Genomic DNA, 13,233 nt, shown 5'->3' on the forward strand with positions numbered 1-13,233 from the left:
TTTAGACAACCGTGACCCACTCTAAGATCTCATCAATACATTGTTCAACACTAATGCCATCAGCTTCGGCATCATAACTGAGTAGTAAACGATGGCGGAACACATCATGGATAACAGCTTGTACATTTTGTGGACTCACAAAGTCTTGTCCATGTAACCAGGCCTGGGCTCGAGCACAAGCCGACAGCGCGATGGTGGCTCGTGGGCTGACACCATAACTAATTTTTTTGGCCAGTTCCGCTGAATACTTATGTGGCTGGCGAGTTGCCATGACAAGTTCGACAATATAGTCCTTTACGGATTCAGCCATGTGTAACCCCAGAATAACCTGGCGCGCTTCAAATATGGCCGTTTCACCTAACTCAATTACGTCGGTTGAATTTCCGCCATGACGGGCTTCATCTTCAACCAGGTCAAGAATCTGTCGTTCGCTTTCGCGTTGCGGATAGTCAATTTTAACCTGCATCAAGAATCGATCTAATTGTGCCTCCGGTAATGGGTAGGTGCCTTCTTGCTCAATTGGGTTTTGGGTGGCCATAACCATAAATAATTGCTTCATTGCAAAGCTTTGTTGTCCAACACTGACCTGTCCCTCACCCATGGCTTCTAGCAATGCGGACTGTACCTTTGCCGGTGCTCGATTGATTTCATCGGCCAAAATAATGTTATGGAATATCGGACCAGGTTGGAATTCAAATTGATGAGTTTCAGCTCGATAAATATCGGTACCGGTAATGTCTGCCGGCAATAGATCCGGTGTAAATTGAATCCGGTGAAACTCCCCTTCTATCATGTCAGCTAGGGTTTTCACGGCTTTGGTTTTTGCTAAACCGGGTGGACCTTCAACCAAAAGATGACCCTTAGCAAGAAGGGTGATGAGTAACCGCTCAATAAGCTGTGGCTGGCCAATGATTTTAGCGTTTAGTTGTTGCTGAAGCTGTTGGAATTGTTCTAAAAGATTCGTTGACATAAGGTTTCTCTTATTTTTAACATCCATTATGACGGGCATATTTTTAATTGCAATTAGCAAATATGAAACTATCTTACAGTCTGATCTAATTAGGATTTCTTGCCATAATAATCGCTCTTAGTGGTGCCGGATAACCCTCTATTGTTTTATTTGGATCGCTTGGATCAAGGAAGTCTGCTAAGGACTGCCATTGCATCCAATCCGTACTTCGTTGTTCTTCTGTTGAGGTCTGATTGATATCAACACAGCTGACATCTACAAATCCACAGCGTTTTATCCAATGAATGAGTTCATTAACACTGGGTAAGAACCAGACATTGCGCATTTGTGCATAGCGGTCTTCAGGCACTAGAACTCGGCCAAAGCCCTCCGGTATGACAAGGGTTTCTAGAATTAATTGACCATTCTTTTTGATTTGTCTTTTCAGTTCGTAAATATGATCTATGGGAGATCGCCGATGGTACAAGACGCCCATGGAGAAAACCCGATCAAAATCGCCACCAAATTTTGATACAGGCAGTTTTTCCAGTGGCAGTGGTAAGAAATGAATGGGGGCAATATTGGAATTTGGGTAAAGCTGTTTTATAGCACTGAACTGCGCCATAAAAAGCAAGCTTGGGTCTATACCGATTACTAGCTTGGATTGTTCCCCTAGCATTCGCCAAAGGTGATAACCACTTCCACAACCGACATCTAGGCATTTTAAACCCTCAAGACTGCCTAAATGTGGCTTTAGACGATCCCACTTGAGATCTGATCGCCATTCTGTGTCTATATTTATCGGACCTATGTGGTAAGGTCCTTTGCGCCATGGCATTAAGCCGCGGAAGGCATGTTCGACTTCAGGCCAATCTAACTCTTGCTCTTGAGCATAATTAAGTTGTATTTTTGTAGTGTTAAGTTTTGCCTGATCGGCTTTTGGTAGTTTTTCAATGATGGCTAATGCGGTTAGCCAGCGATTTAAATTTCCATTCGCATCGGGTTCTAACGCTTGGTCGATTAGTAATGGTAATTCTTCTAGCCAGGGTTCTAGGCGGGTATTCTTGAGTAATGGCCACAAACTATTAAGGTGTTGTTTCACGTGGAACATCCCGTTAGTTATTTAATTGCAATAAAAGAGGCGAATTGAAAGTATTGTAGCCAAGTATCGCATTCCCGAAACCCTATTTTTCTTAGTCTTTCTAAATGGATTTCTCGACTATCGCTGATCAGCACATTTTCTAATGAAGCGCGTTTTTGACTAATTTCTAGTTCTGAGTATCCGTTATCACGCTTAAATTGGAGGTGCATTTCATCAATGATGGTTTGGATCCCTGGTTGTGTGTTTACCAGTTTTTCGGACATTATTAATAGCCCACCAGGGTTAAGTCCATCATAGATTCGAGATAGCATGCTATGGCGTTGGTTTGGACTTATAAACTGCAAGGTAAAATTTAACACCACCACGCTGGCATTATTAATAGGGGTAGCTAGCATATCCCCTTCTATAAATTTAACCTGGTGATTTGAGTGATAGTTTGACAGATAATCTTGCGCTTTAGCGAGCATGGCCGGTGAATTGTCCACAGCAATGATTTGACAAGGTTTGTCTTCTACGGCTCGTCGCATGGCGAGAGTTGCCGCCCCTAATGAGCACCCAAGATCATAGAGCTGACTATTTGCCTGTGCAAAGTGCTTGGTCAACTCAGTGATTCCTTTTAGAGTTTCCTGATAACTTGGTACGGAGCGCTCAATCATATCGGGAAAGACGGATGCTACTTGTTCATCAAACCGAAATGCCTTCTGCTCGGTTTGGGGTTGTGAGAATAGCGTGTCTTTCTGATAGTGAGTCATTGGGATTACTTGTTTAAAAATTAGATCTGCTTATTATAGTTAGCGATGTCATTTGGGTCTAGCACTATGCAGGCCTGCTTAGCTAGTCTTTCTGGGATTGAAAATAGTCCATTGTCATTTCAATAAAATGACGGACACTTGTGTTTAGATGTTGTTTGTTGGGATATACCAAAGTTGCGGATTGTTTTGGCGTTTCATAATTCTTTAGCAGTCGCACGAGATGGCCTTGTGCTATTTCCTCTAAACAGCTAAAACTGGGTAATCTAGCAATACCGATATTTGCCATGACCAGTGTTTTTTGCATCGGCATATTATTACACTCGACCCGGTGTTTTGGTTCCACGTGAAACTTTTTACCGGCTTCATTAATATAATCCCAGGTTAATGGCACTTGATTGTAAGTGTATTTGATTGACGGGCAGTCTTTTAAATCGTGGGGGTGCTGAGGCGTACCATGTCTGGCTAGAAACTCTGGAGTCGCTACGGTGTAAAAACCATAATCAAGCAATTTGCGACTAATCATATTTGAATCTTTAAGTTGCCCCATCCTAATCGCCAAGTCATAGCCTTCACCAACCAAGTCAACTAAACGACTAGAGAAGTCGATCTGTAACTGGATATCGGGGTAACTAAGAGCAAACTGTGTAATGAGCGGTTGAAGATGGGATTGACCAAAACTATTGGGTAAACTGATTTTTAATCGACCACTAGGTTTTAAATTATGCTGGGTAAGGCTTAATTCGGCATCTCGTGCCTCGTTAACAATTTGACGCGCTTTTTCATAATAGGTTTTGCCTGCCTCAGTTAAGCGCAAACTGCGCGTAGTACGTTGAATGAGCCTAACGCCTAACCGCGCTTCAAGGCGAGAAATGCTTTTGCTAATATGTGAGACTGCGTGACCAAGTTCATTGGCGGCACCACTAAAGCTACCTGATTCAATAACCTGTACAAAAATGCTTAAGCCTTCCAAACTGTCGTGTCGTTGAGCCATTATTATTCTCGTATGGAAAATGTATTTTGCTATTTTAGCTATTTACCGCAAAAAAAGAAAGATATAAACTAATACAAAAGTTATACAGGAGGGTATAATCATGTTACAAATAAGATACTCGAGCGATAGGGGTTATGTTGAACAAGATTGGTTGAAGTCTTATCACACCTTTTCGTTTGGCAGCTATTTTGATCGCAAGCACATGAATTTTAGAAGCTTGCGCGTCATGAACGAGGACTGGGTTGCGCCTAATTCTGGATTTCCAACCCATCCTCACGACAACATGGAAATTATCACTTATGTGATCGAGGGTCGTTTAGCGCACCGGGACAGCATGGGTAACCAAGAACAAATTACTCACGGCGAAATTCAATGTATGAGTGCCGGAACGGGTATAACTCATAGTGAATTTAATCCAGATGATAAAGACACTACCCATCTGTATCAAATCTGGTTAGTCCCGGCGGAAAAAAACATAAAACCGAGTTACCAGCAGATTCGTTATGACCAAGCGCTATCCGGTCAGCTAACTTTATTGGCTAGTCAACAGCCGAGAGATGGCGCGGTATTTATTAACCAGGATGTTGACCTTTACCGAGCTGAGCTAACAAAAGGCGATGCGTTAAATTTTGATATTCGACCCGGTCGTGGCGTTTGGCTACAAACTGTTCGAGGCGCACTCGTCGTAAACGGTAAAGCTATCCAAACGGGGGATGCCCTAATTGTTGAGGATGAATCGCAGCTTGTGATTACCGCGCAAGATGCCAGTGAATTTTTGTTATTTGATTTAGTTTAAAACTTTTACTTTAAAACATACTATTTAGGAGCAAGCGATGAAATTTGTAGGCATTAGCGGCAGTCTTCGTGCCGCTTCAACGAACACTGCGTTATTACGCGCGACCCAAGAGCTCTTGCCAGAAGGTGTTAATATGGATTTGGTGACCCTAAACGCCCTGCCCATGCTTAACCCGGATGACCTGGCTAATGGTTTTCCGGATCTGGTAAATCAGTTAGCGGCGCAAGCAAAAGCCGCAGATGCCTTGATTTTAGCCACGCCCGAGTATAACTATTCAATTAGTGCGGCATTAAAAAACTATATTGACTGGTTGTCGATTTATCCTGATGCGCCCTTTAAGCAAAAGCCGATTGCGATTATGAGCTCTAGCCCAGGTATCTTTGGTGGCGCACGTGCCCAATATCATTTACGTCAAATGTTTATTTATGCGGATGCGAAAGTATTGAATGGACCAGAAATCATGGTCGGGCTAAGTGGTGAGAAAATCACCGAACAGGGCGAATTAGTGGATTCGGCTTCACGTGATCTGATCAAACAGCAAATGGAAGCCTTAGCGAAGCTTGCCAGCTAAACATATTTGCGCTGAAACTCGGTGACCTTTTGCATATAGCGCCGAGTTTCAGCAAAAGGTAAATGGCGCACCAAATGTTGGTAAACCTGCTGCGGTTGCATACGATTAATTTGCTCAAAGGCGCGACTGCGGTCATTGTCAAACGTGCGTAATACATTTCCCGATCCGGTGTTATAGCCGGCTATCACACAATATTCTCGACTCTGCGGATTATTAACTCTGACCAAATAACGGGTATCCAAAATCGATAAATACCCTACACCCATCTGAATATTATTATCAGGAACAAATAGGTAGTTACGGGTTGGTGTGCCGGGGCGTTTGTAAATTAATTCGTGGGCATCACGCCCCGCTGTGGTCGGAACAATTTGCATTAAACCATAGGCTGGAATATGGCTCATAGCGTAGGGGTTAAAGCTGCTTTCTGCTTCCATAATCGCATAGATCAAATCGGGGCGGATACTATAGGTGCGACTGTAACGACGCACAGAATCGGCAAACTTGGTTTGTTGTTGACGATCGAGTTGATCTGAAAGAGCAAACTCAACAAAGTAGCGACGCGGTTGTCCACGGCTGTTTAGCGTTTGACGTTGGTTAGTCACTAAATGTTGCGCATATTGCGTCGCCCGCCATTCAAATTGAACGAACTGGCCCTGATGATCACGAACCAACCGATACAAGAACGGCTGACCACCGCCTTGAATCGGTTGGTCGGTGAGTAAATCCACCTGGTCGGGTCTATCCGGGGTCAATAGAGTGGTTACAATCGCTCGTTGCAACAGCGCTCGATCCTCACTCAGACTTTCTACCCGAACCAAGCGGGTTTCAAAATTGACAATGGCCCGTGTTTCAAAATCATTACTGTACTTAACAAATTCTTGCGGGCTAGCGGTTTTCTCATCCCCCCACTTACGGGCTAAAAAACTGGCCAGTTCTTGCAATTGATTGCGTACCAGCCGATCAATTTCAGGCACTCCCGAAACCGGTATTTGACTTGCGATAGCCTGATCAATGCGTCCTTCGGATAAATTGCGCCCCACTTGAATGGATTGGCGTACTTCATTTGGGCTACAGCCAGTGACCACCAGACCTGCTGCCGATAACCAACCTAAGCGTGAAAAGTGTTTAATAAATTGACGACGTTTCATGAGAAACATTATGCCAAATATTAGCGCCCAGGGACCAGAAAGACTTGACAGCTTTAGTATAATAAGGTGATGAAAAGACTTTTTTTGGTATGGTCATTAATTTTTAGTTTTATCAGTGTGCCAAACCTGGCGCTGATACACGATGTCGCACACCCTTTTCATGCCCATTTGCATGATGAAAATCATCACTCTGAATGGGGTCATCAGAGCCATCACGGCCATCATTTTCACCACTCATCGAGTCAGCAGCTCGAGCAGCATACGGATCACCACCGTCATGAGATGTCTGGGTTTCACTATGCGTTAGAAACCTGGTTATGCGAGCTCTATGATCTCGCTTCGGCGCACTTTATAGCCAAATGTAATAACCCGGCACCTCAAGTGATTCACTTAGCCTCGGCGATTGATTTACCAACCTGGGTGCAGGTCTATTCACCCGGTTTCTATCCTAATTTTTGGGGCCGCGCCCCGCCCGTCTCCTTAATTTAATTGCATTTTTAAATTTTGCTCTAGCACACCTTAGCACTCATTTGAGTGTTAAGGGTTAGTGCTTGTGGCTGTGCATTACATTAAGGAACATTATGAACACGTATTTAAAACGTCTAACCCTTGCGGTTACCACGCTAATGACAGCCAGCCCTGGACTGGTCATGGCTAATAACGACCACCAACATACTGAAAAAAACAGCTTGCCGACTATTCAAGTCAATCGCGATGCCCCTATCAATACTTTTGAGCGGGATGTCGATTTGGCTAGCGCGGAGCTTTATCAAGCCAAAACGCTCAATGATTTATTTCGTCTTGATCCCGCTATTCGTGTGGTGAGTGGCGCAACCCGTAATGGCCAAAAAATTGTGCTACGCGGTGTCGAGGATTTAAACCTCAATATTCAAATTGATGGTGCACGACAGGGTGCGAATCTATTTCATCATCAAGGTCGATTACAAATTGATCCGGCCCTGTATAAGCAAGTGCGGGTGTTTAGTGGTTCCGCCCCTGCTGATGCTGGCCCAGGTGCCTTAGGTGGCAGTGTGCAATTTGAAACCGTTGATGCGCAGGACTGGTTGCGCCCAGGTGAGCGCATCGGTGCACGAGTTGGCGGGCAGTACGAATCGGCACGTGACCTAGGCGGCCTAACCACCTCGGTCTATGGTCAATTGGATGACTACACGGGTTTGTTAGCCTATATGCGTCGTACCCAAAACAGCGATTTGCGTGCCGGTGGTGGTGAAACCGTGCCTTCGACGGCGGGTTCCCATAACAACTACTTGTTAAAACTCAGTATGCTGGATCGTAATGACCATAGTCTGCGCATCAGCGCGCAAGCCAGCGAGGATTTGGGTGGTCAGTTTCGAGCCAATTTTCCGGATGCTTCTAATCAGCTGAGTGGTGGCTCGCGCGCCAGTGACAACCAACGCATCTATGAGCAGCGCCAGGCGATTAACTATGGCTACAATCCGAATGATGACCGTATAGACCTACAAGTCACCCTGTACCACAGTGAAAACGGTCTCAATATTATTCGTGCGGAAAATGAACTAGCTTTAACCGAATCCTATGGCATGAATCTGTTTAACACCAGTCGTTTTAGTTTGGGTGCCAGCCAGCATGCGCTGACCTATGGCAGCGACTATTTTCGCGATGAAAACCGCTACCGTAATCGCACAACCGGTGATGCGCGCAGTGAGTTTGCGCTTAATCATGGCGTGTATTTGCAAGATCGGATGAGTTATGGCCCGGTACGCTTAAGTGGTGGTTTGCGTTATGACAGCTACTACAGCCGTTTAGACAATCAATATCGCAATGCTGGCGATGGTTGGTCACCTAATTTGAGTGGTGAGTGGGATGTGCTAACCGGTCAGCAACAGGTCACCCTCTTTGCCGGTTACGGTGAGTCATTACGCGGTTCACGATTAAACCAAGCCTATTGGTTGTCGAAATACCCGCGCCCAGGACAAACCTTTCAGGGCCTTCCGGTCTCATTTGAGTTAGGCAAAAACGGCAAAATTAAGCCGGAACGCGCTATGTTGCAGGAAGCTGGGGTGCGCTGGCATAGCGATGACCTATTCACGAGCAATGACCATGCGGGCTTGGAATTAACGTTTTATCGCACTGAAATTAAAGATTACTGGCGAACAAGTGGTGAGGGTCCAAATAGACCCACAACATTTTTTAGAAACGCTCAGGACCCAAGACTCGGTCCGGGTGAGTTGCCATTCAAGCATCATATCTATAGCGAAGGCTATGAGTTGCGTGGCCATTGGGGTTTAAACCGCGTGTTGATGGAAGCGGCTTATAGTCACAACAAATTACGTGGCTATGATGGTTTGCCAGCCGATACCACCGGTGCGTCAGCACGAGTCGGTAGCTCCGTCGGTGACAAGCTGGTATTAAATGGCCTGTGGCAAGCGCAGGACAATCTCGCCTTAGGCTATACCTTTACAGGGGTAGAAAAACTGCGCGATGTTCGACCAGGTCGGCCAGAAAAACCCGGCTACATCACCCATGATCTGCAGGTGCAATGGCAACCCGCTGCGGTGGCCAAACAAGCTTTGCGACTGACCGCGGCATTAGAAAACATTTTCGATACCCGTTATGCCGATCATGCCACTGTGCGAGATGTTGTCAGTGGTGAAGAGGTAACCACACTCGATGCCGGCCGCAATCTGCGTTTGAGTGCTGAATGGCAGTTTTAACCGCGTTTTAATATAACCATAAAAGGAGTGAACAAATGAAACGTCGTAAACTCTACCTTGCTTTAGCAGGCGTGCTCGTTGCCCAACAATCGGTCTTGGTCTGGGCTGATGCCGACAGCCATTTGGCGACGGTCGTCGTAACCGGTTCACCGGTGCATGGTCATACCGCATTTGAACTACCCACCCAAATTAGTGTGCTCAGTGATGATGAGTTACGTTTAATGGATCGAGTCAATTTGGGCGCGAGCCTAGAGCGTTTACCTGGGGTTAATAATCAGGGTACGGGGGCGGCTACAGGTAAACCGGTAGTTCGCGGTTTATCCGGCGAGCGGGTCAAAGTACTCGTGAATGGCGCGGTGCAGGATTTTCAAAATTATGGTGTGCAACATACCCCACCAGTTGAGAGCTTCTTTGCCGAACGTATTGAAGTGATTCGCGGCCCGCAAGGCGTATTGTTTGGCGGTAGTGCCTTAGGTGGTGCGGTAAACCTAGTCGCACCTCGATTTGTGTTTGCCCCTGCGGGTGAAACGCAACAATCGGCACAGTTCGATGCCGGTCTGAGTTCTAACCCACGCGGTGCGCTGTTAGGCGCGCAAGGGGCATTTAGTATCGAAAACTGGTCATTGCAGCTGGGCGTTGTGGGTCGTAAAGCGGGTGATATTGTGACACCGCGCGGCAAAACAGCCGTTAACGATCCGGATGGCGATCCTAGCGATCGACCACTGATTGTAGGTAGCACGCCTTTTACCAATCATGAAAACACCGCTTTTACGCTGGGTTTAGCCAATCGTCAGTCTTGGGGGCAACTCGAAACCCGTTATCGTTATTGGCAGTCGAAGCAAAATATTTTAGCTGTGCATGAAGACCATGACGATCATGGCGATGAGGAATATGAAGCCGAGCCAGCCGGTCATATTAAAACCCAGCATCAATGGCAGTTGGGTGCCGAGATTGATCTAGCCCATAACTGGTTGTTGAAACCCAGCTATACCTATACCGACAATCGTTTGCAAGAAAGCCATGACACCCGTTTTGAAGATTTTGGTAATCATCATGGTCACAGTCATCATGGGCATGATCACGATGATTTGGATTTACGTAATCAGCGCCATGATATCAATTTGGTGGTTCAGCATCCTAAAATCGGTCCTTGGGAAGGTGAATTCGGTATTGAGCTGATGCGGAAAAATCAACGCCTGGTGAGTGGCGAATTATCGCCGAGTGGTCGTGAAGAAGGTCACAGTTTTTATCTGTTTGAAGAAGCGGATATGGGGCGTTGGTTATGGCAACTGGGGGCGCGTCACGATGTGCAGCGGTTAACGGCGAATTTGAGCCATGATAATGAACATTTCATTGACGATCTTGAGGTGTTTGATGGCAGTAATAATCAACAAACTTTTGCCAATACCAGTCTTGCGGCCGGCGTGACCTATCGTATTGCGCCAGCTTGGGCGGTAGCGGCTAATCTATCGCAAGGCTATCGTGCGCCCAGTTTGTATGAGCTGTATGCTGGTGGTAGTCACAGTGGGGTTAATGCCGTTCAAATTGGTGATCCCAATTTAAAAGCGGAACGCGCACTCAATATTGATTTGAGTTTGCGTTATCAAACCCAACCCAGTCAGTGGCAAGTGACGGTTTATCAAAAGCACATCGATAATTATATCTATTTAGCGAATACCGGTCGCTTCCGCGATAAAGAAGAGCACTATAAGATTTGTACGAACCCGTCAGACCACGGCTGTATTCGTGAAATGCAAGCAAAACAAACCAACGGGGTGATTCAAGGTTTGGAAATGGAATGGCAGCAGGCCTGGTCAGCCAATTGGCATACTTATGCCAATCTTGAGCTAATTTCGGGGCGTGATCGCGACAATAGCCGTGATTTAGCCTTAATTCCTGCTAATAATGCCTTGGTTGAGTTGCAATATCACTTTACGCAGTTGAGTTGGCAAGAATCGGCACAAGTGCGTTTCGGGGTTAAAGCCGTAGCGGCGAGAAAATCACCTGGTGATTTTGAGCCTTTTGGTCAGTTTGATGATGAGTCAATTGGGGTAGCTTCCACCGATGCGTATAGTGTTTGGCACCTTGCTTATCAAACCGATTGGCGCGTGAAAGGCCAAACCTGGCAGGTTACGGCTCGCGTTGATAACCTGTTTGATACCGCCTACCGCGACTACCTCAATACCTACAAAGGTTTTGCGCAAGACCTAGGTCGCAATGTCGCAGTATCGGCGCGGTTAAGCTTTTAAGTTAGCGTTGTTTTAGGTTAACCAGCGCGCTCAGAAACGGGCGCGCTGATTCGCTAAACGCTGGGTTAATCCCCAGCTATCTTTATCGATCAAAGTCTCAATATAATTTTCGACCCCATCATCCAGCTGGTGAAAGAAATTCAGACCAGTGCGTTGTTCAATCTCTCGAACCGTCACCACCAGTGTGCGTAGATCCTCATCCCCCTTCACATTTTGCGGCACAATAAACGCCAACACCTTGGGCGGTTGATCGGCTGTTTCACCCGGTTGAATAAAGATTTTATAAAAGCTGTCCGGAATCGCAATGCGCTTGGCCGAACTGGGTAAAAAATTTGGTTTGTCACTAAAAATAGGTCCGGTGACTACCCAGAATGGTCCGTGAGCTTGCGAAAATTGATTGGCGGCTAAGGCTTCAATCCGTTGCCAGGTGCGACGATTTAAGTCTGGGCGTTGTGGTGAAATGTTGGTCATTAAAAAGGTTTGCTGTTGTGCTTGCGCGCCATAACGAGTAGCAATGACATGATTCGGGGCTAAATGGCCGCGATCATAACCTGATCCTGTGTAGTCGTCATGGGTAATACAAGCAACAAAGGTTAAACAACGCAGGCTACGCCAATCACTTTCAAAGCGACTAGGTCTGGGTAAATTAGCGGCATTATCTGGGCGCGGCAGTACCTGATAACTGACCCATAAAGGATTGCCCAACCAGTCAGAATAACCAACCATAAAAGCATCGTTGCGGATAATGCGTTTGGTCCATTGGGTTTGCCAATCCTGATGCACGGGTACGCCAGCAAACACCATCGCCGGGCGGGCAATATAATGCTCATAGCTATACCAGCCAGCTATGACGAGCATAAGCAGACCTGCTTTCAGCCAAGATCGTTTATTGCGCCGCGCTTTAAAAGGGTTGCTGGCAGCGCGGCTCGGTGCGCGTCGTTTCGCTGGGGCACGTTTTGTGGGCGCTTTACTGGAACCTGTTTTTGGGCTCGTTCTTGGACTCATTTGGTCATTTCTTCATCAGGATCGGTGGAGTTTTGTGATTTATAAGCCAAAACATGAATGTAACGGCCCATGTCTCGGTAGGTGGGTTGCCGACAAAATCGCGCTTCTAGGGCCATCAGCTCGGCTTGATCGCTGTTGGCTAAGACCTCATGGGTTAAGTAATCATGGAACACGCGGATACCAGTTTGAACCTGACACTCAAAACCTGCTTGTGTCAGCCATTCTTTAACGGTTTCTGGATAATGCGGATGCGGCGGTGTCAGTTTTTTACCCTTGCCAATGTAGCCGTCATCCAAAATATGTTGCCAACGCCAACTGCCTTTTAACACATTGGTGTACACAATCGCATTGCGATTATAAAACAACACCGATAAATAACCGTTGGGCTTCACTTTTGCCATCACTTGTTTAAAAGTGGCTTCAGGTTCTGCGAGCCATTCTAAAACCGCATGGAATAGTACCAAATCAAATTGGGGTAACTGAGGTGCTAGTTTTTGTACCGAGCTAACTAAAAATTCCGCGGACAGGTTCTGCTCAGCAAAGTCTTCAGAGGCACGCTGAACCATTTTTTTGGATAAATCACTTAAGGTGACATGGTGTCCTGCTTTAGCAAACCAAGCCGATATTTGACCTAAACCACAACCGGCATCCCAAATCTGCAAAGGGGGTTGTTGTTGCAGGCCTGCTAAATCCTCTTGTAAGCACTGTAAGCGCCATGAACCTTTTACTGTGCCATAGACTTTTTGCTCAAATTTGGTAATAAGCGGGTCGAAATTGCGGTCTTTTAGGGGCTTGCTCATGTTGGAATAGGTCAACTATTTAAGGTTATAAGGATTTGAGATAGAGGCGATTAAAATTATTTAATAAAAATTTTATACACGGTTATTTGTTATATATTTCAATAATTTGCGAGTTTTTTAAAAAACTTATCCACAGGGTTTGCGATAGACTTATCCACAGGTTAAGGCTGTTTT

Annotated in this window: 12 protein-coding genes; 5 read left to right on the forward strand and 7 right to left on the reverse strand. The window is 46.0% G+C overall.

Annotated features, from left to right (window positions below):
• Window position 1 precedes the first annotated feature (1 nt).
• From THICY_RS08480 to THICY_RS08495, 4 genes are all read right to left on the reverse strand, one after another.
• Window positions 2–970, reverse strand: coding sequence for an AAA family ATPase (locus THICY_RS08480; RefSeq protein ID WP_013836199.1), 969 nt, complete (start codon window positions 968–970; stop codon window positions 2–4).
• Between the two features lie 85 nt (window positions 971–1,055).
• Window positions 1,056–2,060: a tRNA 5-methoxyuridine(34)/uridine 5-oxyacetic acid(34) synthase CmoB gene (gene cmoB / locus THICY_RS08485; protein WP_013836200.1), complete on the reverse strand. Its 1,005-nt coding sequence runs from the start codon at window positions 2,058–2,060 to the stop codon at window positions 1,056–1,058.
• Window positions 2,061–2,068: 8 nt separating this feature from the next.
• A complete protein-coding gene (gene cmoA, locus THICY_RS08490) occupies window positions 2,069–2,803 on the reverse strand; it encodes a carboxy-S-adenosyl-L-methionine synthase CmoA (protein ID WP_013836201.1) in 735 nt (244 codons plus the stop codon).
• A gap of 82 nt (window positions 2,804–2,885) precedes the next feature.
• Entirely contained in the window at window positions 2,886–3,794 is a 909-nt protein-coding gene (locus tag THICY_RS08495) for a LysR family transcriptional regulator (RefSeq protein WP_013836202.1), read from the reverse strand.
• Window positions 3,795–3,894: 100 nt separating this feature from the next.
• Here THICY_RS08495 and THICY_RS08500 point away from each other — a divergent pair, with 100 nt between their 5' ends.
• The gene (locus tag THICY_RS08500) at window positions 3,895–4,590 is read left to right on the forward strand and encodes a pirin family protein (RefSeq protein ID WP_013836203.1); all 696 of its coding nucleotides are present in this window, start codon (window positions 3,895–3,897) and stop codon (window positions 4,588–4,590) included.
• A gap of 37 nt (window positions 4,591–4,627) precedes the next feature.
• The gene (locus tag THICY_RS08505; RefSeq protein WP_013836204.1) at window positions 4,628–5,161 is read left to right on the forward strand and encodes an NADPH-dependent FMN reductase; all 534 of its coding nucleotides are present in this window, start codon (window positions 4,628–4,630) and stop codon (window positions 5,159–5,161) included.
• On the opposite strand, the gene THICY_RS08510 is transcribed toward THICY_RS08505, so the two are convergent.
• Window positions 5,158–6,309, reverse strand: a complete 1,152-nt coding sequence (locus THICY_RS08510) for a murein transglycosylase domain-containing protein (RefSeq protein WP_013836205.1) — start codon at window positions 6,307–6,309, stop codon at window positions 5,158–5,160. The two genes, THICY_RS08505 and THICY_RS08510, sit on opposite strands and share 4 nt — an antisense overlap.
• A 69-nt stretch (window positions 6,310–6,378) precedes the next feature.
• Between THICY_RS08510 and THICY_RS08515 the strand changes: the two genes are divergently transcribed.
• The 3 genes from THICY_RS08515 to THICY_RS08525 all read left to right on the forward strand — a co-directional run bounded on the left by THICY_RS08515 (window position 6,379) and on the right by THICY_RS08525 (window position 11,254).
• Complete coding sequence (locus THICY_RS08515) at window positions 6,379–6,798, forward strand: hypothetical protein (RefSeq protein ID WP_013836206.1); 420 nt, start codon at window positions 6,379–6,381, stop codon at window positions 6,796–6,798.
• A gap of 92 nt (window positions 6,799–6,890) precedes the next feature.
• Window positions 6,891–9,005: a TonB-dependent receptor plug domain-containing protein gene (locus tag THICY_RS08520; protein WP_013836207.1), complete on the forward strand. Its 2,115-nt coding sequence runs from the start codon at window positions 6,891–6,893 to the stop codon at window positions 9,003–9,005.
• 35 nt (window positions 9,006–9,040) lie between these two features.
• Entirely contained in the window at window positions 9,041–11,254 is a 2,214-nt protein-coding gene (locus tag THICY_RS08525) for a TonB-dependent receptor (RefSeq protein ID WP_013836208.1), read from the forward strand.
• A 30-nt stretch (window positions 11,255–11,284) separates the two neighbouring features.
• Here THICY_RS08525 and THICY_RS08530 read toward each other — a convergent pair whose 3' ends face one another.
• Together THICY_RS08530 and THICY_RS08535 are read right to left on the reverse strand one after the other, a co-directional pair.
• The gene (locus THICY_RS08530; protein WP_083816666.1) at window positions 11,285–12,259 is read right to left on the reverse strand and encodes a DNA/RNA non-specific endonuclease; all 975 of its coding nucleotides are present in this window, start codon (window positions 12,257–12,259) and stop codon (window positions 11,285–11,287) included.
• Window positions 12,256–13,059, reverse strand: a complete 804-nt coding sequence (locus tag THICY_RS08535) for a methyltransferase domain-containing protein (protein ID WP_013836210.1) — start codon at window positions 13,057–13,059, stop codon at window positions 12,256–12,258. The genes THICY_RS08530 and THICY_RS08535 overlap by 4 nt, the downstream gene beginning before the upstream one ends.
• Window positions 13,060–13,233: the final 174 nt, after the last annotated feature.

Source organism: Thiomicrospira cyclica ALM1, assembly GCF_000214825.1.
GTDB classification, from domain to species: Bacteria; Pseudomonadota; Gammaproteobacteria; order Thiomicrospirales; family Thiomicrospiraceae; genus Thiomicrospira; species Thiomicrospira cyclica.